General features: G+C 74.0%; 25 protein-coding genes and 1 pseudogene. 12 read left to right on the top strand and 14 right to left on the bottom strand.

Going from position 1 to position 25,259, the window contains the following annotated elements:
* A complete protein-coding gene (locus BLW57_RS17610; RefSeq protein ID WP_093475694.1) occupies positions 1-408 on the top strand; it encodes a Zn-ribbon domain-containing OB-fold protein in 408 nt (135 codons plus the stop codon).
* Positions 405-1,178 (top strand): enoyl-CoA hydratase/isomerase family protein, encoded by a 774-nt coding sequence (locus tag BLW57_RS17615; RefSeq protein ID WP_093475695.1) that lies wholly within the window; start codon positions 405-407, stop codon positions 1,176-1,178. Before BLW57_RS17610 ends, BLW57_RS17615 begins: the two co-directional genes overlap by 4 nt.
* On the opposite strand, the gene BLW57_RS17620 is transcribed toward BLW57_RS17615, so the two are convergent.
* From BLW57_RS17620 to BLW57_RS17630, 3 genes are all read right to left on the bottom strand, one after another.
* Positions 1,175-1,792, bottom strand: coding sequence for a hypothetical protein (locus BLW57_RS17620; RefSeq protein WP_093475697.1), 618 nt, complete (start codon positions 1,790-1,792; stop codon positions 1,175-1,177). The two genes, BLW57_RS17615 and BLW57_RS17620, sit on opposite strands and share 4 nt — an antisense overlap.
* Positions 1,793-1,926: 134 nt before the next feature.
* Positions 1,927-4,272 carry a protein serine/threonine kinase AfsK gene (locus BLW57_RS17625; RefSeq protein ID WP_093475698.1) on the bottom strand — a complete coding sequence of 782 codons (2,346 nt, stop codon included), beginning with the start codon at positions 4,270-4,272 and terminating at the stop codon, positions 1,927-1,929.
* A 169-nt stretch (positions 4,273-4,441) separates the two neighbouring features.
* The gene (locus BLW57_RS17630) at positions 4,442-5,176 is read right to left on the bottom strand and encodes an AfsK-binding protein KbpA (RefSeq protein WP_176985625.1); all 735 of its coding nucleotides are present in this window, start codon (positions 5,174-5,176) and stop codon (positions 4,442-4,444) included.
* Positions 5,177-5,310: 134 nt separating this feature from the next.
* Between BLW57_RS17630 and BLW57_RS17635 the strand changes: the two genes are divergently transcribed.
* Positions 5,311-5,946, top strand: a complete 636-nt coding sequence (locus BLW57_RS17635) for a TetR family transcriptional regulator (RefSeq protein WP_073888325.1) — start codon at positions 5,311-5,313, stop codon at positions 5,944-5,946.
* A 90-nt stretch (positions 5,947-6,036) separates the two neighbouring features.
* Here BLW57_RS17635 and BLW57_RS17640 read toward each other — a convergent pair whose 3' ends face one another.
* The gene (locus tag BLW57_RS17640; protein WP_093475700.1) at positions 6,037-6,489 is read right to left on the bottom strand and encodes an Lrp/AsnC family transcriptional regulator; all 453 of its coding nucleotides are present in this window, start codon (positions 6,487-6,489) and stop codon (positions 6,037-6,039) included.
* Between the two features lie 82 nt (positions 6,490-6,571).
* On the opposite strand from BLW57_RS17640, the gene BLW57_RS17645 reads away from it, so the two are divergent.
* On the top strand, positions 6,572-7,189 hold the full coding sequence (locus BLW57_RS17645) for a LysE family translocator (RefSeq protein ID WP_093475701.1): 618 nt from the start codon (positions 6,572-6,574) through the stop codon (positions 7,187-7,189).
* A 33-nt stretch (positions 7,190-7,222) separates the two neighbouring features.
* Here the strand turns inward: BLW57_RS17645 and BLW57_RS17650 are convergent, their stop codons facing one another.
* Together BLW57_RS17650 and BLW57_RS17655 are read right to left on the bottom strand one after the other, a co-directional pair.
* Positions 7,223-7,705 (bottom strand): nitroreductase family deazaflavin-dependent oxidoreductase, encoded by a 483-nt coding sequence (locus BLW57_RS17650; RefSeq protein ID WP_093475703.1) that lies wholly within the window; start codon positions 7,703-7,705, stop codon positions 7,223-7,225.
* On the bottom strand, positions 7,705-8,889 hold the full coding sequence (locus BLW57_RS17655) for an acyl-CoA dehydrogenase family protein (RefSeq protein WP_093475704.1): 1,185 nt from the start codon (positions 8,887-8,889) through the stop codon (positions 7,705-7,707). Before BLW57_RS17655 ends, BLW57_RS17650 begins: the two co-directional genes overlap by 1 nt.
* A 113-nt stretch (positions 8,890-9,002) precedes the next feature.
* Here BLW57_RS17655 and BLW57_RS17660 point away from each other — a divergent pair, with 113 nt between their 5' ends.
* Together BLW57_RS17660 and BLW57_RS17665 are read left to right on the top strand one after the other, a co-directional pair.
* Positions 9,003-10,175: a thiolase C-terminal domain-containing protein gene (locus BLW57_RS17660; protein WP_093475706.1), complete on the top strand. Its 1,173-nt coding sequence runs from the start codon at positions 9,003-9,005 to the stop codon at positions 10,173-10,175.
* A 118-nt stretch (positions 10,176-10,293) separates the two neighbouring features.
* Entirely contained in the window at positions 10,294-10,962 is a 669-nt protein-coding gene (locus BLW57_RS17665; protein WP_093475707.1) for a pyridoxine/pyridoxamine 5'-phosphate oxidase, read from the top strand.
* A 151-nt stretch (positions 10,963-11,113) separates the two neighbouring features.
* On the opposite strand, the pseudogene BLW57_RS42355 reads toward BLW57_RS17665, so the two are convergent.
* From BLW57_RS42355 to BLW57_RS17685, 4 genes and pseudogenes are all read right to left on the bottom strand, one after another.
* A pseudogene (locus BLW57_RS42355) lies at positions 11,114-11,464 on the bottom strand (NUDIX hydrolase); the annotation flags it as partial.
* Positions 11,465-11,531: 67 nt separating this feature from the next.
* Positions 11,532-12,389 carry a GNAT family N-acetyltransferase gene (locus BLW57_RS17675; protein ID WP_093475709.1) on the bottom strand — a complete coding sequence of 286 codons (858 nt, stop codon included), beginning with the start codon at positions 12,387-12,389 and terminating at the stop codon, positions 11,532-11,534.
* A 4-nt stretch (positions 12,390-12,393) separates the two neighbouring features.
* Positions 12,394-12,801 (bottom strand): Zn-ribbon domain-containing OB-fold protein, encoded by a 408-nt coding sequence (locus BLW57_RS17680; RefSeq protein WP_093475710.1) that lies wholly within the window; start codon positions 12,799-12,801, stop codon positions 12,394-12,396.
* Positions 12,801-13,250 carry a DoxX family membrane protein gene (locus tag BLW57_RS17685; protein ID WP_093475712.1) on the bottom strand — a complete coding sequence of 150 codons (450 nt, stop codon included), beginning with the start codon at positions 13,248-13,250 and terminating at the stop codon, positions 12,801-12,803. The genes BLW57_RS17680 and BLW57_RS17685 overlap by 1 nt, the downstream gene beginning before the upstream one ends.
* Positions 13,251-13,416: 166 nt before the next feature.
* Between BLW57_RS17685 and BLW57_RS17690 the strand changes: the two genes are divergently transcribed.
* The 4 genes from BLW57_RS17690 to BLW57_RS17705 all read left to right on the top strand — a co-directional run bounded on the left by BLW57_RS17690 (position 13,417) and on the right by BLW57_RS17705 (position 18,375).
* On the top strand, positions 13,417-14,595 hold the full coding sequence (locus BLW57_RS17690) for a flavin-containing monooxygenase (RefSeq protein WP_093475713.1): 1,179 nt from the start codon (positions 13,417-13,419) through the stop codon (positions 14,593-14,595).
* A gap of 105 nt (positions 14,596-14,700) precedes the next feature.
* Positions 14,701-16,929 (top strand): acetate--CoA ligase family protein, encoded by a 2,229-nt coding sequence (locus tag BLW57_RS17695; protein WP_093475715.1) that lies wholly within the window; start codon positions 14,701-14,703, stop codon positions 16,927-16,929.
* Complete coding sequence (locus BLW57_RS17700) at positions 16,920-17,714, top strand: enoyl-CoA hydratase/isomerase family protein (RefSeq protein ID WP_093475716.1); 795 nt, start codon at positions 16,920-16,922, stop codon at positions 17,712-17,714. The genes BLW57_RS17695 and BLW57_RS17700 overlap by 10 nt, the downstream gene beginning before the upstream one ends.
* 64 nt (positions 17,715-17,778) lie before the next feature.
* Positions 17,779-18,375 carry a flavin reductase family protein gene (locus BLW57_RS17705; RefSeq protein WP_093480743.1) on the top strand — a complete coding sequence of 199 codons (597 nt, stop codon included), beginning with the start codon at positions 17,779-17,781 and terminating at the stop codon, positions 18,373-18,375.
* Positions 18,376-18,389: 14 nt separating this feature from the next.
* Here BLW57_RS17705 and BLW57_RS17710 read toward each other — a convergent pair whose 3' ends face one another.
* Complete coding sequence (locus BLW57_RS17710) at positions 18,390-19,697, bottom strand: MFS transporter (RefSeq protein ID WP_176985626.1); 1,308 nt, start codon at positions 19,695-19,697, stop codon at positions 18,390-18,392.
* Between the two features lie 71 nt (positions 19,698-19,768).
* Between BLW57_RS17710 and BLW57_RS17715 the strand changes: the two genes are divergently transcribed.
* Positions 19,769-20,767, top strand: coding sequence for a GlxA family transcriptional regulator (locus tag BLW57_RS17715; protein WP_093475719.1), 999 nt, complete (start codon positions 19,769-19,771; stop codon positions 20,765-20,767).
* 43 nt (positions 20,768-20,810) lie between these two features.
* Here BLW57_RS17715 and BLW57_RS17720 read toward each other — a convergent pair whose 3' ends face one another.
* From BLW57_RS17720 to BLW57_RS17730, 3 genes are all read right to left on the bottom strand, one after another.
* Complete coding sequence (locus BLW57_RS17720) at positions 20,811-21,860, bottom strand: Zn-dependent alcohol dehydrogenase (RefSeq protein ID WP_093480744.1); 1,050 nt, start codon at positions 21,858-21,860, stop codon at positions 20,811-20,813.
* Positions 21,860-23,008: an acyl-CoA dehydrogenase family protein gene (locus tag BLW57_RS17725; RefSeq protein WP_093475721.1), complete on the bottom strand. Its 1,149-nt coding sequence runs from the start codon at positions 23,006-23,008 to the stop codon at positions 21,860-21,862. Before BLW57_RS17725 ends, BLW57_RS17720 begins: the two co-directional genes overlap by 1 nt.
* Before the next feature lie 107 nt (positions 23,009-23,115).
* Positions 23,116-24,027 (bottom strand): SDR family NAD(P)-dependent oxidoreductase, encoded by a 912-nt coding sequence (locus BLW57_RS17730; RefSeq protein WP_093475722.1) that lies wholly within the window; start codon positions 24,025-24,027, stop codon positions 23,116-23,118.
* An 86-nt stretch (positions 24,028-24,113) separates the two neighbouring features.
* Between BLW57_RS17730 and BLW57_RS17735 the strand changes: the two genes are divergently transcribed.
* Positions 24,114-25,040 carry a cyclase family protein gene (locus BLW57_RS17735; protein ID WP_093475724.1) on the top strand — a complete coding sequence of 309 codons (927 nt, stop codon included), beginning with the start codon at positions 24,114-24,116 and terminating at the stop codon, positions 25,038-25,040.
* The last annotated feature ends 219 nt before the right edge of the window (positions 25,041-25,259 follow it).

Below are 25,259 nucleotides of genomic sequence, written 5' to 3' on the forward strand. Positions count from 1 at the left end.
ATGCTGACTCCGGTCACCGACGCCGACGGCGCCCCCTTCTGGGAGTACGCGGCCCGGGGCGAACTGCGCGTCCAGGCCTGCGCCGACTGCGGCGAGCTCCGGTTCCCGCCCCGGCCCTGCTGCCCCCGCTGCCAGTCCTTCGCGACCGAGTGGCGGCCGGTGTCGGGGCGCGGGCGGGTGTGGTCGTACGTGGTGCCGCATCCGCCGCTGCTGCCCGACTACGCGGCGCAGGCGCCGTACAACGTGGTCCTCGTGGAGCTGGAGGAGGCCCCGCGGATCCGGCTGGCCGGCAACCTGGTCACCGGGCCGGGGGCGCCGCTCGGCTCCCTCGACCCGGGCCGGATCCGGATCGGCGCCCGGGTGCAGGTGGTGTTCTCCGGCGGACTGCCGCAGTGGGTGCTCGCGTGAACACCGTGCGTCTCGACATCGACGAGGACACCGCGGTCGCCGTCGTCACGCTGGACCGGCCCGCGCGGCTGAACGCCGTCGACCTGGAGATGGTGGCGGAACTGACGCACGTGTGGCGGAAGTTGCGGTTCGACGACTCGGTGCGGGCGGTGGTGCTGACCGGGTCCGGGGAACGGGCGTTCTGCACGGGCATCGACCGGGACGCGGTGGTGCCGCAGCCGTCGTCGCCGTACATGCAGGACGATCCGCTGCTGGGGCTGGGGCCGAAGGCGAACGGCCTGTGGAAGCCGGTCGTGGCCGCCGTGCGCGGGATGGCGTGCGGGGGCGCGTTCTATCTCCTCGGCGAGAGCGAGTTCGTCGTCGCCGACACCACGGCCACGTTCTTCGACCCGCACACGACGTACGGGATGGTCAGCGCCTACGAGTCGGTGCTCATGGCGCAGCGGCTGCCGTACGGCGAGGTCGCGCGGATGGTGCTGATGGGGACGGCCGAGCGGATCTCCGCGCGACGGGCCCACGACGTCGGGCTGGTCTCGCAGCTCACCGCGGAGGGCGAGGCCCTGGCGGAGGCGGTGCGCTGTGCCGCCGTCATCGCCTCGCACCCGCCCGAGGGGGTGCAGGGGACCGTGCGGGCGCTGTGGGCGGCCGAGGAGGCGGCGCGTGCGCAGGCGTTCGCGCAGGCGCCGCATCTGATCGCACTGGGCAACCTGCCGGCCGAGCGGCAGGCCGAGCTGTTCGCCGCCCGCCGGGTCGGGTTCGAGGTGCGTTAGGAGCTGACGTCCGCCTCCGGTTCCGCCTCGCAGTGGTCGACCTTCAGCCGGAGGCGGTCGCCGACCGGCACCCGGGTGGTCGCCGTGCCCCTCGCGGGCACCTCGACGGTGTAGGAGGAGTTGTTCAGGATCTGGGTGCCCCGGTCGTCGTAGAAGAGGACCCGGGCCTGGAACTCGGCCTCGCGGCCGTTCGGGTTCGAGATCTCGACCGTGGCGTACGGCTTCTTCGCGGTCGCGCAGGCGACCAGCTTCGCCGTCCCGTCCTTCAGCGCCCTGCCGCTCGTCGCGGAGGAGGTGGCGGTGGCCCGGTGGGTGGGGCGCCGGCCGTAGTACCTCCCGCCGGTGCCTCCGGTCGTCCCCGAGCCACCCGTCGCGCTGCTGCCGCCGGTCGTACCGCCGCTGCCGTAGTAGCCGTCGTCCGAGTCGTCGTCGTACGTCCCGCCGCCCGAGGTGGACGAGGACGAGCTGTCGTGGTCCTGGTGGGAGCTGCTGCAACCGCCCCCGCCGCCTCCGTGGCGGCCGTGGTGGCCCCGCGAGAATCCGCTGAGGCTGAGGACCACGAGGGTCAGTACGGCCGTGTACCTGAGCGCGCGCGCCCGAGTTTGCAGGTGCATGCCATCACCATAGCCAGCGGCGGCCGGCCGTGTACCGCCTGGCGGGGAACGGTCACCGGAGGTAGCGTCGGCCCTGGGACGGCCGCCGTCCGGAGCCCTTCCGTGCAACCGGTACGACGGCCGTCACGCTCGCCTCAGCCGGTCCGTGCCGTGCCCGTGCCCTTCTCCGCGTCCAGCGCGTAGACGCACCGGTCCTTGCTGCACGCGTACACCACACCGTCCTTGACCACCGGGGAGCCGGTGATCTCGCCGCCCGTCGCCAGCTTCCAGCGCAGCCGGCCGTCGTCGGCCTTCAGGGTGTACAGCAGGTGGTCGGTGGAGCCGAAGTGGATGCGGCCCTCGGCCACCGCCGGCGCGCCCACGACGTCGCCGCCGGCCTGGAAGCGCCACTTGGGCGTGCCGGTGACCGCGTCCAGGGTGTAGAGGCCCTTGCCGCTGCCGACGTGCACGTGGCCGCCGGCCACCAGGACCGGTTCCACAGAGGAGCGGGACTCGGTGGCGATGCGCCAGCGGTCGCGGCCGTCGGCGGCGTCGAGGGCGTAGACCGTGCCGAGGTAGTCGGCGAGGTAGACCCCGCCGCCGGTGACGGCCGGGCCGGGGGCGAAGGCCGGCGGGCTGAGGAAGACCGCGGGGGCCTCGAAGTGCCAGCGCACCATGCCGCCGGCCGCCTCGATGGCGAGGACGCGGGTGCCGGCGGAGATGTAGACGTAGCCGTCGTCGGCCGGGTTCAGGCGTACCGGGACGCCGCCGCAGGAGGCCGCGTCACCGATGGGGTACGACCAGCGCTCCTCGCCGGTGCGGGCCTCCAGGGCGCGCAGCCGGGCGTCCTGCCAGACGTAGACCGTGCCGTCGTGGACGAGCGGGCCCGCCTCGGGGGACTCGAAGTCGGTCTGGCAGCCGCTGATCTCCCACAGCTTCTGCCCGCCCGTGGCGTCCCAGGCCTGGACGCCGCCGCCACGGGTGCCGGTGACGACCGTGCCGCGGTCGGCCGTCAGGGAGTACACCCAGGCGTCCGTGGACAGCCGCCACAGGTCGGCGCCCTCGCGGGCGTCCAGGGCGAACAGGGTCGGCCCGTCGGAGGCGTGGATACGGCCGTCCGCCACCGCCATCGACCAGGCCACGTCCCGCGTCTTGAAGCGGCGGCGGCCGGTACCCACGTCCAGGGCGTGCACCTCGAAGGAGGTGACGTAGACGAGGTCGCCGTCGACGGCGGGGGTGCCCCAGACGTCGTTGGACATGCGGAACCGCCAGGGCCGCCAGCCGCTCGCCGTCTCCGGGGGCATGGGCGGGGCGGGCGGTACGGCGGGGTCGGCGCCGGCCACGCCGGGGCGCGGACGGGACCAGCTGGCGACCAGGCCGGCCTCCGGCGGGGGCGCCTTGACGGCGGCGGCGCGGGCGTCGGCGACCCGGGGGCCGGGGCCGATGGGCACCTTGGCGCCGGCCAGTTGCACCGGGCCGGTACCGGGGGCGCCGACCGGTACGGGGGCCGGGCCCGGGGGGTCGTACGGGGGCGGCGGGGGCACGGCCGCGCGGCCGCCGCTGCGGGGGCCGGGCGCGGTGGCCAGGGCGGGCTTGATCGCCGGACGTCCGCCGCGGCGGGACTCGATGAGGCCGACGGCCTTCTCGGGCAGCCAGGCGGAGGCGGTGCCGCTGTCGTCGGAGCCGGAGCCGAAGAGGTGCGGGGCGAGCTGGGCCTGGAGGTCGGCGGGGTTGGGCCGGCCGGTGGCCTCCATCTGCATGCAGGACTCGATCAGGGGGCGCAGCTCGTCCGGCAGGCCGGTGAGGTCCGGGCCCTCGCGGAGCAGCATGAAGACGGTCTCGACCGGGTTGGCGCCGTGGAAGGGCGGGTGGCCGGTGGCGGCGAAGACCAGCATCGAGCCCAGCGAGAAGACGTCGCTGGCGCCGGTGACGCTGCGGGAGTCCTTGGCCTGCTCGGGGGACATGTAGGCGGGGGTGCCGACGGCCACGTTGGTCATGGTGAGACGGGTGTTCGAGACGCCGGAGGCGATGCCGAAGTCGATCACCCGGGGGCCGTCCTCGACGACGAGCACGTTGGACGGCTTGAGGTCGCGGTGCACCAGTCCGGCGCCGTGGATGGACTGCAGGGCCTCCGCGACGCCCGCCGCCAGCCAGCGCACGGCCTGGGCCGGGAGGGGCCCGCACTCGTTCACTATCTCCTCGAGCGAGGGCGCGGGCACGTAGGCGGTGGCCAGCCAGGGCACGGCGGCGCGCGGGTCGGCGTCCACGACGGCCGCCGTGTAGAACCCGGAGACCGCGCGGGCCGCCTCCACCTCACGGGTGAAGCGCACCCGGAACAGCTGGTCCTCGGCCAGTTCGGTGCGCACCGTCTTGATCGCCACGCGCCGGCCGGACGCCGAGCGCGCGAGATAGACCAGCCCCATGCCGCCGGCACCCAGCCGGCCCAGCACCTCGAACGGCCCGATCCGCCGCGGATCGTGCTGCGTCAGCTGATCCACCACTTGCCTGCCACCTCCCCGTACGAGCCGCGCCACCCACATATGTACGCGACCGAAGTGCAGCGTCTCACCACCGCACCGCCTCGGCGGCACGCACCCCGATTCTTCCTGTCCGCGCCCCTGGTTGCGAACCCGGTGACAATTCGGGGTGTCTTCCGCCAAAGCGGGCGTTTCACCGCTGGAGCAGCGCGAAGGACGCTCCCTGATTGTCGGTGACGACGGCCACTCGTCCGTACGACGTCTCGAAGGGTGGCGCCTGCACCCGCCCGCCCAGCCGTACGACCGTCCCGAGCGCGGCGTCCAGGTCCGCGACCCGGAAGTGGGTGACGAAGTGCGGGGGCATCTCGGCGGCGAAGATCTCGGTGACGTCGGCGCGGCCGAAGTCGGGCTCGGCGCCGCCGCCGAACAGGGCCGCGTGGAAGAGGTCGCCGTAGAAGGCGTTGGCGGTGGCGGTGTCGCGGGTGTAGAGCTCGGCCCAGACGAACGTGCCGGGCTCGTGCCGCCGCCCGAAGCCGGGGTGGGTGCCGGGCTGCCACAGACCGAAGATCGCGCCCTCCGGGTCGGCGGCGAGGGCGGCGACGCCGAGGTCGCCCACCGGGAACGGCGCCATGACCACCTGCCCGCCTGCCGCCGTGATCCTGCGGCCGAGGGCCGTCGCGTCCGAGGTCGCGAAGGAGACCGTCCAGACCGTGGGCATGCGGCCGTCCCGTTTGGGGGCCAGCGAGGCGACGAGGTCGCCGTCCAGCCGGGCCCACACGGAGGAGCCGTACGCCTCCTCGAAGGACCACCCGAAGAGCTCACCGTAGAAGCGCTTTCCCGCCTCGACGTCCGGCAGCTCGGCGTCCACCCAGCAGGGGACGCCCTCGGGGTACGCCTCTTCGTGCACGGATGCCCTGTTTTCGGCCATGCCGTCAAAGTAACCGGGTCGCGCGCACCGCGCAGACCAGGCACACCACCCCCAGAGCACCCGTGCACCCCATTTGCAGTCGGCCGAATCGCGCTCCGATCACCCCTCGGTAAGCTGACGGCATGACAGGACAAGTGCGTACCGTCGACGGCCGCGTGGCCGGCCGGCGTGGGCAGGCGACCCGGCAGAAGCTGCTCGACTGCCTCAGCGAGATGCTCAGCTCCTCCCCCTACCGGGATGTCAAGGTCATCGATGTCGCCCGGAAGGCGGGGACTTCACCCGCGACCTTCTACCAGTACTTCCCGGACGTCGAAGGCGCCGTCCTGGAGATCGCCGAGCAAATGGCGGCCGAGGGCGCCGGGTTGACCGAACTGCTCGAAGGGCGCACCTGGGCCGGCAAGGCGGGGTGGGCGACCGCGCAGGAACTCGTGGACGGCTTCTTGGAGTTCTGGCGGAAGAACGACGCGATCCTGCGCGTGGTCGACCTCGGCGCGGCCGAGGGGGACAAACGGTTCTACAAGCTCCGCATGAAGATCCTGAACTCGGTCAACAACTCCCTCGCGGACTCCATCACGGAGCTGCAGGCCAAGGGCAGGGTCGACAAGGACGTGAACCCGGCGGCGGTGGCCGGTTCGCTGGTCGCGATGCTCGCGGCGGTGGCGTCCCACCAGAAGGGCTTCTCCTCCTGGGGCGTGAAGCAGGCCGAACTCAAGCCGAACCTGGCACTGTTGGTGCACCTGGGCGTGACGGGCAAGAAGCCCACGCGGTAGCGCACCCCTTACTTTTTCCGGCGCCGAGTCCTGTCTCGCGGGCGGTGGTTCACATGACGTGAGCCGCCGCCCGCCGTGCTGCCTGGGGCGTCAGGCCGGCAGCGGCCGGTCCTGGACCACGTGCTTCATCACCAGGGTCGACGTCAGGCGCTGCACCCCCGGCAGGGTCGCGAGCCGCTCGTCGTACAGCCGCTGGAAGGCCGCGAGGTCGGCAGTGGCGACCCGGAGCAGGTAGTCGGGTTCGCCGAACAGCCGCTGGGCGTCCAGCACATGATCCAGTTCGCTGACGGCCCGCTCGAACTCGGCGACCGTGTCGCGGTCCTCCTGCCGCATGGACACGAAGACCAGCGCCTCGAAGGTCAGCCCGAGCGCCGCCGCGTCCACGACCGCCCGGTAGCCCTGGATGGCTCCGGAGCGCTCCAGCTCGCGCAGCCGCCGGTGGCAGGGCGAGACGCTCAGGCGCACGCGGGCGGCCAGCTCGGTCACGGTCAGCCGCCCGTCCTGCTGGAGCTCGGCAAGGATTTTGCGGTCCACGTTGTCCATGAGACAGATTCTTGCCGAGATTCCGCGATCATGGGCAAACTTCAGGAACACTTTCGGGCCACTCGCGCCTAATGTCCCCAGCATGGACTCGGGACTGCTCTTCTCCTTCCTCGCCGTCGACCTGCTGCTGGTGTGCGTACCGGGCGCCGACTGGGCGTACGTCATCGCGACCGCCCTGCGCGGCAGCTCGGTGATGCGCGCGGTGGCGGGCCTGGTCTGCGGATACGCCCTGCACACCGTCCTGGCGACGGCGGGCCTGGCGGTGCTGGTGGCGGGCTCGCCGCGGCTGCTGACGGCCCTGACGGTGGCCGGAGCGGGGTACCTGCTGTGGCTGGGCTGGTCGGTGCTGCGCCGCCCGGCCGTCCCCGGGGCGGCGGACGCGCCCGCGCCCGCCGGCCGGCTCTTCCTCCGCGGTGCGACGATCAGCGGCGCGAACCCCAAGGGGCTGCTGCTCTACCTCTCCGTGCTCCCGCAGTTCCTCACCCTCGACGGCACGCATCTCCCCGTGGCCGCGCAGACCGCGGCGCTGGGCCTGCTGCACATGGCGTGCTGCGCGGTCGTCTACCTCGCCGTCGGCGTCCTCGCCCGCGCCCTGCTGTCCGCCCGCCCGGCGGCGGCCCGTGCGGTGACCCGCACCTCGGGCGCGGCGATGCTGGGAATCGGCGCGTTCCTGCTGGTGGAGCGGCTGGCGACGCTCTAGCCGCGCGTCCGGCCGGGAGCGCCGTCCCGCCCCTCAGGGTGCCGCGGTGAGCCGGAAGAGCCGGATCTCCCTGGTCACCCGGGCCTGGTAGGTGGCGTACGGCGGCCAGAACACCAGCAGGGCCCGCCAGGCCGCCGCGCGCTCCTCCCCCGTGAGCAGCCGGGCGGTGACCGGGACGTCCCGGCCCTCGACGCTGATCGAGGCGTCCGGGTGGGCGAGGAGGTTGTGGGTCCAGGCGGGGTGGCCGGGCCGGCCGAAGTTGGAGCCCACGAGGAGCCAGCCGCGTCCGTCCTCCTGCGGCATGCACGCGAGCGGGGTCCGGCGGGGCAGCCCGCTGCGGGCGCCGGTGGAGGTCAGGATCACGCCGGGCAGCAGCTGGGCGCTGAGCAGCACCCGCCCCCGGGTGAGCCGGTGCACCCCGCGGTCCAGGGCCGGGATCACATGAGGGGCGACCTTGGCGAACAGCCGGGTGGACGACACCTTCTGCACGAGCCGGACACCGGCGGCGCGGGCCATCAGACCGCCACCTTCCCGTGCGCGAAGAGCCCGGCGGTCTCGGCGGCCCGGTCGCGCAGCCGGTGCACCGGCCCGAAGAGCAGCTCGTCGCCGGCCGCCCGTTTGAAGTACAGGTGGGCGTCGTGCTCCCACGTGAACCCGATCCCGCCGTGCAGCTGGATGCCCTCGGCGGCGGCCGCCTGCAGCGCCTCCAGCGCCTGGGCGAGCGCGAGCCGGCCCACCTCCTCGCCGTGGGCGGCGGCCCAGGCGGCGTAGCAGGCGGCCGACCGGGCGGCCTGCACCGCCACGTACACGTCCGCCAGCCGGTGCTTGACCGCCTGGAAGGAGCCGACCGGCCGCCCGAACTGCACCCGCTGCCCGACGTACTCGACGGTCCGTTCCAGGGCCCGGCCGGCCGCCCCTGCGGCCTCGGCGGCGAGCACGGCGGCGACCGTGTCCCCGAGCCCGGCCAGCGCGGGCAGGACGTCGGCGTCGTCGTCGCCCAGCAACTCGGCGGTCACATCGCGCAGCTGCACCTGCCCCTGCGGCCGGGTGGCGTCCAGGGCGGTCTGCCGGGTCCGTACGAGTCCCGCCGCGTCCCCGGCCACCAGGAACAGCCGCGTCCGGGAGCGGGCGAAGCCGCCGGTGTGCGCGGCGACCAGCAGCAGTCCGGCGCTGTGCCCGTCCAGCACCTGGTCGGCCTGTCCGTACAGGGTCCACCCGTCGGGGGTCCGCCGGGCCTGCACCCCGCCGGCCCGTCCCCCGCCCGCGCGGTACCCGTCGTTCCGGCCGGTCAGGGCGAGGGCGGTGGCGAGGTCGGGCCCGGGGACGGTGAGGGCGGCGGTGAGACCGCCCGCGGCGAGCCGGGGCAGCAGGCCGGCCCGCTGGGCCTCCGTGCCCAGGGCGAGGATCAGCGGGGCGGCGAGGACGGACGTGGCGAGCAGCGGCGAGGGGGCGAGGGCGCGTCCCGTCTCCTCGCAGGCGAGGGCCAGTTCGGTGACCGAGCAGCCGACGCCGCCGTACCGTTCGGGCAGGGCGAGGCCCGGCAGGCCGAGCCGGTCGGCGAGGGCCGACCACAGGAGGGGGTCGTACCCGTCCGGGGTGTCCACGGCCGTCCGCAGCTCCCGCGGGCCGCAGCGTCGGTGCAGCAGCTCGCGCAGGGTTCGGCGGATCTCGTCCTGCTCTGCGGTGAGGCGCGTGTCCATGGCTGATCCCTCCGGACCGTATCTGACGGTGCGTCATATTAGGTCGCCATGGCGGGGATGCCCAGAGACGCGACCCTGCCGCCCGCACCGGTAGCTGATGTACCGTCAGATTCATGACGCCAGGGACCAGGAAAGTCGCCGTGGTGGGTGCGGCCCTCGCCGACTGCGGCCGCGTGGACGACGCGACCCCGTACACCCTGCACGCCCAGGCGGCCCGCCGCGCCCTGGCGGACGCCGGGCTGGACCGCGCCCGGGTGGACGGCTTCGCCTCGGCGGGCCTGGGCACGCTGGCCCCGGTGGAGGTCGCCGAGTACCTGGGCCTGCGGCCCACCTGGGTGGACTCCACCTCCGTCGGCGGCTCGACCTGGGAGGTCATGGCGGCCCACGCGGCGGACGCGATAGCGGCGGGCCACGCGAACGCCGTCCTGCTGGTCTACGGCTCGACGGCGCGGGCGGACATCAGGGCGGGCCGCAGAACGGGCGACCTGTCCTTCGGCGCCCGCGGCCCGCTGCAGTTCGAGGTGCCCTACGGCCACACCCTGATCGCCAAGTACGCGATGGCGGCCCGGCGCCACATGATCGAGTACGGCACGACGATCGAGCAGCTGGCACAGGTCGCCGTGCAGGCACGGGCGAACGCCGCCCTGAACCCGGAGGCGATGTTCCGGGACCCGGTCACCGTCGACGATGTGGCGGCGGGCCCGCTGATCGCCGACCCCTTCACCAGGCTGCACTGCTGTCTGCGGTCGGACGGCGGCGCGGCGGTGCTGCTGGCGGCCGAGGAGTACGTACGGGACTGCCGTACGGCCCCCGTCTGGGTCCTCGGCACCGGTGAGCACGTCTCCCACGCCACCATGTCCGAGTGGCCGGACTTCACCGTCTCCCCGGCCGCGGTGAGCGGCGCCCTGGCCTTCGAGCGCGCCGGTGTCCGCCCGTCCGAGATCGACTTCGCCGAGATCTACGACGCCTTCACCTACATGACCCTGGTGACCCTGGAGGACCTGGGCTTCTGTGCCAAGGGCGAGGGCGGGGCGTTCGTGGAGAAGGGCCGCCTGCTGGTGCGGGGCGGGGACCTGCCGGTGAACACGGACGGGGGCGGGCTCTCGGCCCAGCATCCCGGTATGCGGGGGCTCTTCCTGCTGGTGGAGGCGGTACGGCAGCTGCGCGGGGAGGCCGGCGAGCGGCAGGTGCAGGCGCGGGACGGGATGCCGCCGCGGCTCGGGGTGGCGTCGGGGACGGGAGGCTGGTTCTGCTCCTCGGGGACGGTGGTGCTGGGCCGGGAGTGAGCGGGCCCCGGGCGACTGCCCCGCCCCCGCCAGCCGGGCGGCCGGGGCCCCGCACGCGTGGCCGGGGCCGTGCGCGCCCCGGCCGATCGTGGCCGCCCCGCCGGGCGATACTCGCTCCATGGCACAACAGGATCTCCACGAACTGCTCCGGTCGCAGCGGGTCTGGGCCCCCGGGACGACGCAGCTGCGGCCCTTCGACCCGGCCACCGCTCCTCCCACACCGCTGACGTTGTTCACGCACTGGTTCGCGGAGGCGGTCGCGGCGGGGCAGCCCGAGCCGCACACGATGTCGCTGGCGACGGTGGACGAGGACGGGAAGCCGGACGTCCGGATCGTGATGCTGCACGGCGCGGACGTCGACGGCTGGTCCTTCGCCACGCACGCCACCAGCCGGAAGGGCCGGGCCCTGCGCGCCCACCCGGACGCCGCCCTGGCCTTCTACTGGCCGGTGCTCGGGCGCCAGGTGCGGGTGCGGGGGACGGTCACCCCGGCGCCGTCCGAGGAGAGCCAGGCCGACCTGCACGCACGGACCACCGGGGCGCTGGCCGCCGCGCTCACCGGCCGGCAGAGCGAGGAGCTGGACTCGCTGGAGGAGCTGGGCCGGGCGTCGGAGGCGGCCTGGGAGAAGGCCCGCGAGAACCCGGCGGAGCCCTCCCCCACCTGGACCCTGTACCGGCTGCGCCCCGAGACGGTGGAGTTCTTCCAGGGCGACGCGGACAGGCGGCACGTACGGCTGGAGTACCGGAGCACCGGGTTCGGCTGGAGCAGGGGGCTGCTGTGGCCGTGAGCCGGCCGACGCAGGCGGGTTCCGGCTGACTCCAGGGCCCGTCCGGCACCAGGGCGCGCAGTACGGCCGTCAGCCGGGGCGGCTCGACGGGGTCCGGCAGCCGGCGCAGCTCGGAGCACGCGACCCACGCGTGGGTGTCCGGGTTCGCCCGCTCGTCGGGGAGCAGGCCGGTCCGCACGAGCGGAGGCCGTTCCGTGCCGAACCGCGCGACCAAGAACCGCACCGTCCCGACGTGCCGTCCGCCGTTCCACCACAGGTCCCGGTCGACCGGCACCGAGCGGTCGAGGACCGCGGCCGGATCGAGTCCGGTCTCCTCGGCCGGCTCGCGCCGCGCCGCCTCCAGCGGTGTCTCGCCGGGTTCGATGCCGCCGCCGGGCGGCTCCCAGGGCCACGACCCGTCGAACGGGCCGCGCCGGCGCAGGAAGCAGCAGGCGGTCGGCGGGGTCCAGGCAGATGACCCGTGCGGCGGGCCGGTGTGAGGTCTCCACCGGCCCGCCGCCATGCGCTCCGCGGCCCGCTGCCGAGACCGCCCGCGTGAACCGGGCGCGAGGCCGCCTCCGCCGGCGGCCTCACCCGCCGAACCGCCACACCGCGAAGTCCGCGACCGGCCGGTACCCGATCCGCTGGTAGAGGGCGTTGCTCGTCGGGTTGGCCAGGTCCGTGTAGAGGAGGATCTCCGGTACGCCGGAGTCCCGCGCGGCCCGGCTCACCTCCGCCGTGACCGCGCCCGCGTATCCGCGTCCGCGCAGGGCGGCCGGGGTGTAGACGGGGGCGACACGGACCTGGCCGGCGATCTCCGGGGTCGCTCCGGCCATCGAGGCCGGGGTGCCGTCCGGCGTCTCCCACAGGGTGGCCCCACCGCGGGCGATACGGGCGTCGGCCCACTCGGCGGGGTCCTGGGGCTCCGCTCCCACCGCCTCCGTGAACTCCCCGTACCAGCGGATCAGCAGGTCACGGTCCCCCGGGCCCGCGATCCGTGCCCGGCCTTCCGGCTCCGGTCCGGGCAAGGTCAGCCCGGCCAGCCGGTACAGCCGTTGCCGCTGGTGGACGGCGGCCTCCGCGCCGGTGCACCGCTGCCAGGCCGCCGCGAGGGCCGCCGCCGTCTCCCGTTCACCGAAGACCCCCGGCACCGGGTGCCCGGCGTCCGCCAGCCGCGCCGCGAGGGCACCGGCCCCGTCCGGGGTGAGCGGGGTGACGTGGAGGGGGAAGGGCGGAGTGTGCAGCAGCACGGCCCGGACCCTGCCCGCCGCCCCCAGCACGCCGAACAGGGGCGGTTCGTCGCCGTAGACGTGCGGGCCGCGGCGGCGGAGCGCGTCCGTCACCGTCAACGGAACCGTGTGCAGGGCCGGTTCGGAGCGCAGGAAGTCGCCCGCGCGGTCGAGGAGTTCGTCCAGGTCTTCGGTCAGGTGCCAGTCGTCGGGGCGCATCCGGTCATGATCGGCTCTCACCCTCCGGGCCGAACACCGGATTTCCCTCGCGGAACGTCACCCGCAGCGGCATTCCGGCCGCCAGTTCCGCCTCGGCGCACGCCACCACCTGCGTCATCATCCTCGGCCCCTCCGCCAGGTCGACCACGGCCGCCGTGTACGGGGTGCGCTCGCCGAAGGGAGGCAGGTCGTTGCGATGGACCGTGGACCAGGTGTAGAGAGTGGCCCGGCCGCTCGCCTCCTCCCATCCGACCTCCTCGCTCCAGCAGTACGGGCAGAACTCGCGGGGGTAGTGGTGGGCCCGGCCGCACTGCGCGCAGCGCCGGATCAGCAGCCGGCCCTCGGCCGCCGCCGCCCAGTAGGGGCGCGTGAAGGCGTCGGGTTCGGGGAGGTCGTAGCGCGCCGCGCCCATCAGAACCAGCCCAGCCAGGCGTCCACCGACCAGGTCTGCCAGGCCATCCCGAAGAAGCCGGCCAGGGAGATCAGCGCCATCATCGAGTTCTGGCCCTGCTCAGCCCAGTCGTGGATCATGAGGACGAAGTAGATCGCGTTCAGCAGCAGGCCGCCGAGCAGGGCGACGGGGGTCAGGAATCCGGCGATCAGGCCGAGGCCGAGGGACAGTTCGGCGTAGGCCACGACGTACGCCATGAGCCTCGGGTGCGGCCCGACCACCGTGTCGAAGCCCGCCCGGACCGGGGCCCACCGGTGCTTCGCCGCCACGTCCGCCGCCCAGGCGATCCCGCTCCCGTCCTCGAACCAGGCCTTCTTGTCCTTGTGCCGCCAGCTCTCCAGCCACCACAGGCCGAGGCCGATACGCAGCACCGCCAGCCACTGAGCGCCGTCCAGCCATATCGAGTCCATGGATCTGACGGTACGTCAGATGGGTCACCTTGCCGAGCCCTCCGCCGGGGATCGGTGTGGGCTGCGTCACGAGTGGCGGTCACATCTCCACACACGTGATCAATCCGCAACCAATTCCGGTCTTGACCGAGACCCATCAAGCGGACGTGTGATTACGCTCCCGCTCATGGCAGCCTCCCGTCCCGCTCCCGCACACCTCTCCCCGACCCCGGCGGACCGCCCGGTCTACGTCATAGGCGCCGGTCCGGGCGGCCTGGCCGCCGCGTACGCGCTGCGGGCCCGGGGCATACGGGCGGTGGTGCTGGAGAAGGCCGACCGGGTGGGCGCCTCCTGGCGCGGGCACTACGACCGGCTCCATCTGCACACCACCCGCCGGCTGTCCGGACTGCCGGGCCTGGCGATGCCCCGCCGGTTCGGGCGCTGGGTCTCCCGCGACAACGTGGTGCGGTACCTGGAGAAGTACGCCGAGCACCACGAGCTGGAGATCGTCACCGGCGTCGAGGTGCACCGCGTGGAGCGGACCGGGGACGGCACGGGCTGGCTGCTGCACGCCTCCGGTGGACGGGAGCTGACCGGCAGCGCGGTCGTCGTCGCCACCGGCTTCAACCACACCCCGCGCATCCCGGACTGGCCCGGGCGGGAGGGGTACGACGGCGACTTCCGGCACGCCGGCGAGTACCGCGACGCCGAGCCGTACGCCGGCCGTGACGTGCTCGTCGTCGGTGTCGGCAACACCGGCGCCGAGATCGCCGTGGACCTGGCGGAGGGCGGGGCCGCCCGGGTGCGGCTGGCGGTGCGCACCGCTCCGCACATCCTGCGCCGGTCGACCCTCGGGTGGGCCGCCCAGTACACCGGCGTGCTGGTACGGCGGCTGCCGGTGGGGCTCGTCGACCGGCTCGCGGGCCCCGTGGGCCGCATCAGCACCCCCGACCTGTCCGCCCAGGGGCTGCCCCGCCCGGACACCGGCCTCTACACCCGGGTGAAACAGGGCGCCATCCCGGTCCAGGACGTCGGCCTGATCGACGCCGTGCGCCGGGGGAAGGTGGAGGTCGTGGCCGCCGTCGAGGCCTTCGAGGACGGCAAGGTGGTCCTCGCCGACGGCAGCCGTCTCTCGCCGGACGCGGTGATCGCGGCCACCGGGTACACGCGGGCCCTGGAGGGGCTCGTCGGGCACCTGGGCGTACTGGACGAGCGCGGCAGGCCGGTGGTGCACGGCGGGCGCACACCGCAACAGGCCACCGGTCTGTATTTCACCGGTTTCACCAACCCCATCAGCGGAATGTTCCGGGAAATGGCCCTCGACGCCGGACGGATCGCCAAATCGGTGGCGAAGACGCTGAGGTAGCCGCGCAACAACTTTGCTGTACCGACCCGTTCCTGACGAGTCGTCAGTTCAGTAATCTGACCATGCGTCAGTTTTGTTGGCTGTCTCACAGGAGCGGGCGGAACGATGCTTGGATCAACCCACGGCACCCTCACCACCGACTCCCGCCGGGCCCGGGTCATCGCCTGCGGTGAGCAGCGGCCCGGCCGCGCCGTCCACGGCCGCACCGACGATCCGGCCGATCTCGACGTCAGCGGACGCCCGCTGTACGCGGACGTGCCCGACCTCGCGCGGTTCTTCCGGCCCGAGTCCGTCGCCGTGGTCGGCGCCTCGGACGCCGAGGGCCGGCCGAACACCGGGATCACCCGGCAGCTGCTGGCCTGGGCCGAGCGGGTCGGCGCCCGGGTGCATCCGGTGCATCCGAGCAGGCCGGCCGTGTTCGGCGTCCCCTGCGTGGCCTCCGTCGCCGAGCTGCCCGAACAGGTCGACCTGGCCGTCCTGCTGGTCGCCGACCCCCTCCCGCTGGTCGAGGAACTGGCCGAGGCCAAGGTGCGGTTCGCGGTCGCCTTCGCCTCCGGATTCGCGGAGACCGGCGAGGCGGGCGCCGAGGCCCAGCGGCTCCTCGCGGACACCGTGCGCCGCTCGGGACTGCGGCTGCTCGGCCCGAACACCAACCTCAACGCCTTCGAGCGCTTCCGGGAGGACCTGCCGGGACCCGCCATCGCGCTGATCACCCAGTCCGGGCACCAGGGCCGGCCCGTCTTCGCCCTCCAGGAACTCGGTATCCGCCTCTCGCACTGGGCGCCGACCGGCAACGAGGCCGACCTGGAGACGTCGGACTTCGTCTCCTGGTTCGCCGAGCAGCCCGAGGTCGGCGTCATCGCCGCCTACGTCGAGGGGCTGAAGGACGGCCGCGCCTTCCTGCTGGCGGCGGACCGCGCCGCCCGCCGCAAGGTGCCCGTGGTCGCCGTGAAGGTGGGCCGGACCGAGACCGGGGCCCGTACGGCCGCCTCCCACACCGGCAAGCTGACCGGCGCCGACGACGTGGTGGACGCGGCGATGCGGCAGTACGGCGTGATCCGTGTCGACGGCCTGGACGAACTCCAGGACACCGCCGCCCTGCTGGCCCGGGCCCGGACGCCCCGGGCCGACGGGGTCGCCGTCTGCTCCATCTCCGGCGGCACCGGCGCCCACGTGGCCGACCTGGCCTCCGCGGCCGGCCTGCGCCTGCCCCGGCTGTCCGAGGCCAAGCAGGCCGAACTGCACCAGTGGATACCGGAGTACCTGAGCGTGGCCAACCCGGTGGACAACGGCGGCCACCCGGTCGGCGACGAGCGCGGCCGGAAGATCATCGACGCGATCCTCGCCGACCCCGCGGTCGGGGTGCTGATCTGCCCCGTCACCGGTCCCTTCCCGCCGCTCAGCGACCGGCTCGTACGGGATCTGGTCGAGGCCGCCGAGGAGACCGACAAGCTGGTGTGCGTGGTGTGGGGCTCACCGGTCGGCACCGAGCCCGCGTACCGGGAGGTCCTGCTCGGCTCCTCCCGGGTGGCCACCTTCCGGACCGTCGGCAACTGCCTGTCCGCCGTGCGGGCCTGGCTGGACCACCACCGCTTCGTGAGCGGCTACCGCTCCCCCTTCGACGAGGCCCCGCGCACCCTGTCGCCCTCCTTCCGCAAGGCCGAGGCCCTGATGCAACCGGGCCGGCAGCTCAGCGAGCACGCGGCCAAGCAGCTGCTGCGCGCCTACGGCGTCCGGGTGCCGCGTGAGCAGCTGGTGACCAGTGCGGCGGGCGCCGTCCGCGCCGCCGGGCAGGTCGGCTACCCCGTGGTGATGAAGGCCTCCGGCGGCCAGATCGCCCACAAGACCGAACTCGGCCTGGTGAAGATCGGGCTGACCTCGGCGAGCCAGGTCCGGGACGCCTACCGCGAGCTGACCGACATCGCCCGCTACGAGGGCGTCGCGCTGGACGGCGTGCTGGTGTGCCAGATGGTGGAGCAGGGCGTGGAGATGGTCGTCGGGGTCACGCACGACGAGCTGTTCGGGCCGACGGTGACCGTGGGGCTCGGCGGCGTGCTGGTGGAGGTGCTGCGCGACGCGGCGGTCGGGGTCCCGCCGTTCGGCGAGGAGCAGGCCCGGGACATGCTCGCCGGGCTGCGGGGCCGGGCGCTGCTGGACGGGGTCCGGGGCCGGCCGCCGGCCGACCGGGACGCCTTGGTGGAGGTGGTCCTGCGGGTGCAGCGCATGGCCCTGGAACTCGGTGACCACATCGCCGAGCTGGACATCAATCCGCTGCTGGTGCTGCCCCGGGGGCAGGGCGCGGTGGCACTGGACGCGCTGGTGGTGTGCCGGTGACCGGGGTCGCCCACGAGGTCCGCGAGCAGGTCTCCCACATCACGCTGACCCGCCCCGAAGCCCTCAACGCGCTCACGCCCGCGATGCGGGACCGGCTCGTCGACCTGCTGGCGGCGGCCTCCGCGGACCCGGAGGTCCGGGCGGTGGTCCTCACCGGCACCGGGCGCGGCTTCTGCGCGGGCGCGGACCTGCGGGGCGGTGCGTCCGTCTCCGGTGAACGCGTCACCGGGGACGTGTCCCGCACCCTGCGCCTGGGCGCGCAGCGCCTGATCGCGTCGGTGCTGGACTGCGAGAAGCCGGTGCTGGCGGCCGTGAACGGCACGGCGGCCGGGCTCGGCGCGCACCTGGCCCTCGCCTGCGACCTGGTCCTGGCGGCGGAGTCGGCCCGTTTCATCGAGGTGTTCGTCCGCCGCGGCCTGGTCCCGGACGGCGGCGGCGCCTACCTCCTCCCCCGGCTGATCGGCCCGCAGCGGGCGAAGGAGCTGATGTTCCTCGGCGACGCGGTCCCGGCCGCGGAGGCGGAGCGGCTCGGCCTCGTCAACCGGGTCGTCCCGGACGGCGACCTGGAGAAGACGGCGCGCGAGTGGGCGGCCCGCCTGGCCACGGGCCCCACCCGGACCCTGGCCCTGACCAAGGCCCTGGTCAACGCGTCCCTCGACACCGACCGCACCACCGCCTTCGCCGCGGAGGCCACCGCCCAGGAACTCAACCTGACCACCCGGGACGCCGCCGAGGGCCTCCAGGCCTTCGCGGAACGCCGGGCAGCGGAGTTCCGTGGGCGCTGACCCCCCGCCCCGGCCCGCTCCCGGCCTTCCTTTCTGACATGCCGTCAGCTTCAATGGAGGGATGATGGGACACGCAGGGGCGGCGGCCGCCGCCGTCCGGTATCTGGGGCCCAGGTCCGTGGAGGCGCTGCCGCGGCCGGAGTTGCGGTGTGTGCGGGAGGACGAGCGGGCGCCCGTGGAACCGGGCGAGTTCCGGCGGGTGCTGGGGGCCTTCGCGTCCGGCGTCACGGTGATCACCGCGCCGGCCCCGGACGGCTCCGGGGGCCCCGCCGGGTTCGCCTGCCAGTCCTTCTCCTCCCTCTCCCTCGAACCGCCCCTCGTCTGCTTCATGGTGGGCCGTTCGTCCACGACCTGGCCGCGCATCGCCCGCGCCGGCGTCTTCTGCGTCAATGTGCTCGGCGCCGGCCAGGAGGAGCTGTGCCGCGGCTTCGCGGTGAGCGGCGCGGACAAGTTCGCGGGGGTCGCGTACGACACCGCGCCCGTCTCCGGCGCCCCCCGGCTCGCCGGCGTGGCCGCCTGGATCGACTGCACCGTGCACGCCGTGCACACCGGGGGCGACCACCTGATCGTCGTGGGCCGGGTGGACGCCCTCGGGGCGGAGGGGCCGGGCGAACCGCTGCTCTTCCACCGGGGCCGGTTCGCCCGGCTGGACGGCGGCTGAGGCGTGGACCCCGCTCAGGCCACGGCGGGCAGCCGCGGCGCCGGGGTGCGGCGGATCACCAGGGACATCAGGGCCGCCGCCGCGCACAGGGTGCCGGAGGCGTACCAGACCAGGTCGTAGGAGCCGAAGACGTCACGGGCGACGCCGCCGAGGTAGGCGACGAGCGCCGCTCCCACCTGGTGGGAGGCGAGGACCCAGCCGAAGACGATCGCGCTGTCCTCGCCGAACTGCTCACGGCACAGGGCGAGGGTGGGCGGCACGGTGGCCACCCAGTCGAGGCCGTAGAAGACGATGAAGAAGAGCATCGGCGGATGCACGGCCGGGCCCAGCAGCATCGGCAGGAACACCAGGGAGATGCCGCGCAGGGCGTAGTAGACGGCGAGCAGCCGGCGCGGTTCGTAGCGGTCGGTGAACCAGCCGGAGGCGATCGTGCCGACCACGTCGAACACCCCGATGACCGCGAGCAGCGAGGCCGCCGTCGTGATGGGCATGCCGTGGTCGTGCTCGGCGGGCACGAAGTGGGTCTGCACCAGGCCGTTGGTGGACGCCCCGCAGATCGCGAACGTGCCGGCGAGCAGCCAGAAGGTGCCGGTGCGCACGGCACCGGACAGGACCGAGACCGTACGGCGGGCCGCCCCGGTGACCGGAGGCGGCTTGGGCACGAACTCCGTGGCGCCGTACGGCTTCTGGCCGACGTCGGCCGGATGGTCGCGCAGCAGCAGCCAGACGAAGGGGACGACGGCGAGCGCGGCCAGGGCGACCGTGACGGACGCGGGGCGCCAGCCGTGGCGGTCGACGATCCAGGACAGCAGCGGCAGGAAGATCAGCTGCCCCGAGGCGGAGGCGGCGGTGAGGATGCCGCTGACCAGTCCGCGCCGCTCGGTGAACCAGCGGTTGGTGACGGTCGCCGCGAAGGCGAGGGCCATCGCGCCGGTGCCGAGTCCGACCATCAGGCCCCAGCACAGCAGCAGCTGCCAGGCCGCCGTCATCCACACGGTCAGGCCCGAGCCGGCCGCGATCACGGTCAGTGCGACGGCGACGACCCGGCGGATGCCGAAGCGGTCCATCAGCGCGGCGGCGAAGGGGGCGGTGAGGCCGTACAGCGCGAGGTTGATGGAGACGGCCGCGCCGATCGTGCCGCGCGACCAGCCGAAATCCTCGTTCAGCGGGTCGATGAGCAGACCGGGCAGGGAGCGGAAGGCGGCCGCGCCGATGATCGTGACGAAGGTGACGGCGGCGACGAACCAGGCGCGGTGCACGCGGCTGGGCCGCCCGGCGGGCGGGACCTCGACGGGGGCTGCGGCTGGGCTTGTCTGAGTCACGTCATCGAGCTTCCGGTCCACGGCCCCGCGCAACGAGTGGCCCGAAGGACAGTGTTCGCTAGGATCGGGCCATGACTGACGACGAGGAGTTCCGTCCGCACCGGGTCGCCGTCCTCGCCCTGGACGGGCTGCTGCCCTTCGAGCTGGGCATCCCGCACCGCATCTTCGGCCGCCCCACGGACGGGCGGGGGCGGCTCCTGTACGACGTCGTGACGTGCTCGGTACGGCCGCCCGGCCCGGTGGAGACCGACGCCGACTTCGCCGTGCACGTCCCCCACGGACCCGAGGCCCTGGCGAGCGCCGACACGGTGATCGTCCCGGCCTCCTACGAACTGGGCCCCGTCTTCGAGGAGGGCCGGCTCACCGACGAGCTGGCCGCGGCCCTGGCCCGCGTCCGTCCCGGCACCCGGCTCGCCTCCATCTGCACCGGCGTGTACGTCCTCGCGGCCGCCGGCTACCTGGACGGCCGCCCGGCGACCACGCACTGGGCCGACGCCGAGCGCCTCCAGCGGCTGTTCCCGAAGATCAGGGTCGACGCGGACGTGCTGTTCATCGACGACGGGGACGTGCTGACCTCGGCCGGGGTGGCCGCCGGCATCGACCTGTGCCTGCACATGGTGCGCCGCGACTTCGGCACGGCCGTCGCCAACGACGTGGCCCGCCGCACGGTCGTACCGCCGCATCGCGACGGCGGCCAGGCGCAGTACATCGAGCGCCCGGTGCCCGACCCGCAGCTGTCGACCACGACCGCCGCCCGCGCCTGGGCGCTGGGCCGCCTCCACGAACCGATCCAGCTGCGCGACATGGCCGGGCAGGAGTCGATGTCGGTCCGCACCTTCACCCGCCGGTTCCGCGAGGAGGTGGGCGTCAGCCCCGGCCAGTGGCTCACCCAGCAACGGGTGGAGCGGGCCCGCCACCTGCTGGAGTCCACCGAGCTGTCGATGGACCAGGTGGCCCGCGAGGCCGGGTTCGGCACGGCCCAGTCGATGCGCCAGCACCTCCAGCAGGCCCTGGGGGTGACCCCGACGGCTTACCGGCGCACGTTCCGGGCGGCGGTGAACGCGGTCTAGGACGTGGCCGGCAGGGGCGCCCGGGACGGGTCCGGGAAGCGGCCTAGAAGGTGAGCACCGCCCGTGCCACCCGCCCCGCCTCCGCGTCCGCGCGGGCCTTCTCGAAGTCCTCCACCGGGTAGGTCGCCGTCACCAGTTCGTCGAGCAGCAGGCGGCCCTGGCGGTACAGGTCGGCGTAGAGGGCGATGTCCCGCTGGGGGCGCGAGGAGCCGTAGCGGCAGCCCAGCACGGACTTGTCCAGGTACAGCGAGGAGACGAGGAAGGACGCCTCGGCCGTGGCCGGCGGCACACCGAGGAGGACCGCCTGGCCGTGCCGGTCGAGGAGGTCGATGGCGGCGCGGATCAGCTCCACGCGGCCGACGCACTCGAAGGCGTGGTCGGCACCCGTCGGCAGGAGCTCGCGGACCCCCTCGACGGACGTCAGGAAGTCGGTCGCGCCGAACCGCCGGGCCGCCTCCTCCTTGGCCGGGTTGGCGTCCACCGCCACGATCCGCAGGGCGCCCGCCAGCCGCGCGCCCTGCAGCACGTTGAGCCCGATCCCGCCCGTGCCGATGACGACGACGCTGTCCCCGCGGTCCACCCGGGCCCGGTTCAGCACCGCGCCCACCCCCGTGAGCACCCCGCACCCGATCAGCGCGGCCGAGGCGGCCGGGATGTCCTTCGGGATCCGCACAGCCTGGACGGCCTTGACGACCGTGCGCTCGGCGAAGGCCGAGTTGGACGCGAACTGGTACACCGGGTCCGTGCCCCGGGTGAACGGCCTTCCCGGGCGCCCGATCGCCTGCCGGCACATCGTCGGCCGGCCCCGGTCGCACTCCGCGCACGTCCCGCAGTTGGCGAGCGTGGACAGCGCCACGTGGTCGCCGGGCGCGACGTGCGAGACCCCGGCACCGACCGCCTCGACCACCCCGGCGCCCTCGTGGCCCAGCACCACGGGCACCGGGAAGGGGATGGTGCCGTCCACCACGGACAGGTCGCTGTGGCACAGCCCCGCCGCCGAGATCGCCACCAGCACCTCACCGGGCCCCGGCTCACGCACCGCCAGGTCGTCGACCACGCGGACCCGGCCGCCGTCGAACACCACACCACGCATCACACGGCCCCCTTGGGCTCTCTGGGCAGACCGAGCACCCGCTCGGCGATGATCGTGCGCTGGACCTGGTCCGAGCCGCCGTAGATGGTGTCGGCCCGGGAGAAGAGGAACAGGTGCTGTGCCGCGTCGAGTTCGTACGGCGCGGCCGGCGACCAGGCGGTGGGGCCCACCGCCGCCGTCGCCCCCCGGACCCGTACGGCCAGCTCCCCGAGCCGCTGGTGCCAGTTGGCCCACAGCAGCTTGGCCACGCTGGGCGCGCCCGGGTCGCCGGAGCCGCCGAGGGTGCGCAGCGCGTTCCAGCGCATGGTGCGCAGCTCGGCCCACTGCCGTACGAGCCGCTCCCGCAGGACGGGATCGTCGAGGCCCCCGGTCTCGGCGGCGGTGGCCACGACCTTGGCCAGCTCCTCGGCGAAGCCGATCTGCTGGGCCAGGGTGGACACCCCGCGTTCGAAGCCGAGGAGGCTCATCGCGACCTGCCAGCCCCGCCCCTCCGCCCCGACGACGTGCTCCGCGCGCGCGTGCGCCCCGTCGAAGAAGACCTCGTTGAACTCGCTGGTGCCGGTCATCTGGCGGATGGGCCGCACCTCGACGCGGCCCGGCTGGTCCATCGGGACGAGCAGGAAGCTCAGTCCGTGATGGCGGCGGGAGCCGGGATCGGTGCGGGCGAGCACGAAGCACCAGTCGGCCTCGTGGGCGAGGGAGGTCCAGATCTTCTGGCCGGTGATCCGGTAGTGCGGCCCCTCCCGTACGGCCACGGTACGGACGCCGGCCAGATCGGAGCCGGCACCGGGTTCGCTGTAGCCCTGGCACCACAGTTCCTCGCCCGCGGCGACCGGGGGCAGGAACCGGGCCTTCTGCTCGTCGGTGCCGTGGACGAGGAGGGTGGGCGCGAGCAGGTTCTCCCCGATGTGCCCCGAGCGCGGCGGAGCACCCGACCGGGCGTACTCCTCGGCCCAGGCGACCTGCTGGGTGAGGGTGGCGGCGCGGTTGCCGTACCCCTCCTCGGGCCAGCCGAGCCCGATCCAGCCGGCCTTGCCGAGGGTCCGCTCCCAGGTCCGCCGGTCCGTGCCGGCGCCGGCGTGGGCGGCGAGCCAGTCCCGGACCTCGGCGCGGAACGTCTCGTCTTCCTGACTGAACCCGAAATCCATGTGGACCGCCTTGAGTCGAGTGTCCGGAGCTGGATGGCCGCGAGCGCGTCGGGCGCCGGGGTCTGTCGTTCGGATCAGGCCGGCCCGGCTCACGGTGCCGGCACGCCCTAGGCGTTGGGCCGGGTACCGCTGCGCGCCGCCTCCTCCATCGCGGCCACCCGCGCGAGCATCGGCATCGGGTCCACCCCCACGGAGCCGGGCAGGAACTGCGCGATCCGTTCGGGCGTCCATCCGCCGGAGGCGAACGCGGCCCGCAGCTCGCGCGGCTGGGCCCACACCGCGATCTTCGGACCGGCGATCGTGTACACCTGCCCGGTGACGCCCTGGTCCTTCGCGCCGTCGGACAGCAGGTAGACCACGAGCGCGGCGACGTCCTCCGGCTCACCGATCTCCGCCAGCTCCATCGGCACGTTCGCCGACATCCTCGTACGCGCCACCGGGGCCACCGCGTTGGCGGTCACCCCGTACTTGTGCAGGCCCAGCGCGGCACTGCGGACCAGCGAGATGATCCCGCCCTTGGCCGCGCTGTAGTTGGCCTGGGAGACCGAGCCCTGGTGGTTCCCGCTGGTGAAACCGATGAGCGTGCCGGACCTCTGGGCGCGCATCACGGCGGAGGCGGCCCGGAAGACGGTGAAGGTGCCCTTGAGGTGGGTGGCGACGACGGGGTCCCACTCCTCCTCGGTCATGTTGAACAGCATCCGCTCGCGCAGGATGCCCGCCACGCAGACGACCCCGTCGAGGCGGCCGTAGGAGGCCAGGGCCGTGTCCACGACCCGCTGCCCGCCGGCCATGGTGGCGATGTCGTCGGCGACCGCTACCGCCTCGCCGCCCGCCGCCTCGATCTCCTTGACGACGGCCGCGGCGACCTCGCTCGCCGGTGCGGTGCCGTCGGCGGCGACCCCGTAGTCGTTGACGACGACCTTCGCGCCCTCGGCCGCCGCGGCGAGGGCGACGGCACGCCCGATGCCGCGTCCGGCGCCGGTGACGGCGACCACCTTGCCTGCCAAGAAGTTCCCCACGTCCGGCCCCTTCCCGCGGTTTCTGACGGTCCGTTAGATTTTATGGCGCGTCGGACGCGCGGACACAAGCCCCGGGGAGGCACCGGATGGCACTGCCGGAGGAGTTCCACGAGATCGCGAAGCGGGTGAACAACTGGGGGCGCTGGGGCGCCGGCGACGAGATCGGCACGCTGAACCTCGTCACCGACGAGGTGGTGCGGCAGGCCGCCGCCGGGGTCCGCACCGGCCGCCGCGTCCCGCTCGCACTGCCGCTGCGGCAGGACGGCGTGCAGACCGGGTTGATCCCCGGCCGGGTCAATCCGCTGCACGCGATGGTGCAGACCAACCAGGAGCTGTTCGGCCCGGGGACGGTGGCGTGCAGCGACGACGTCGTGACCATGGGGCTGCAGGCGGGCACCCACTGGGACGCGCTCACGCACGTCTCGCACTCCGGCCGGCTCTACAACGGCCGTCCGGCGCACACGGTCACCGCGCACGCCGGTGCCGAGTTCAGCGGCATCGACAAGGTGCGGCACGTCGTCTCGCGCGGGGTGCTGCTGGACGTGGCCCGCGCACGGGGCGTGGACCGGCTGGCGGGGGATCACGCGGTCACGCCGGAGGACCTGGCGGCGGCGGAGGAGTTCGGCGCCGTCCGCGTCCGGGCCGGTGACGTCGTGCTCGTCCGTACCGGGCAGGTGCAGGTGTACCTGGCCGGGGACAAGCACGGATACGGCTATCCGTCGCCGGGTCTGTCGGTGCGCTGCCCGGAGTGGTTCCACGCGCGTGACGTGGCGGCCGTCGCGAACGACACGCTCACTTTTGAGATCTTTCCTCCCGAGATCGACAATCTCTGGTTGCCGGTGCACGCCCTGGACCTGGTGGAGATGGGGATGCTCCAGGGGCAGAACTGGAATCTCGAAGAGTTGTCCACAGCCTGTGGACAAGAGCGGCGGTACGCGTTCCTCCTGTCGGCGATGCCCGAGCCGTTCGTGGGCGCGACGGGGACCCCGGTGGCACCGGTGGCGATCCTGTGAGAGTGAGAGTGAGAGTGAGGGGTCCGGCGCCGGGACACCGGCGTCCGCGGATGTCCCGCGACCGGCCCGGCCGGCGGCGCGTCTCCCCCCGGAGTCGCGCGCACGCCGCCGGCCGGTGCGACCCACACTCGGCGAGGACCGCCCTGCCGCGGCCCTCGCCGTCCCCTCGCGGCGAATCGACGCCCACCAGCGTGATCAGTCGGCCATGGGCAGTCAACG

The sequence above is a fragment of the Streptomyces sp. 1222.5 genome (genome assembly GCF_900105245.1).
In the GTDB taxonomy this organism is placed as follows: Bacteria; Actinomycetota; Actinomycetes; order Streptomycetales; family Streptomycetaceae; genus Streptomyces; species Streptomyces albidocamelliae.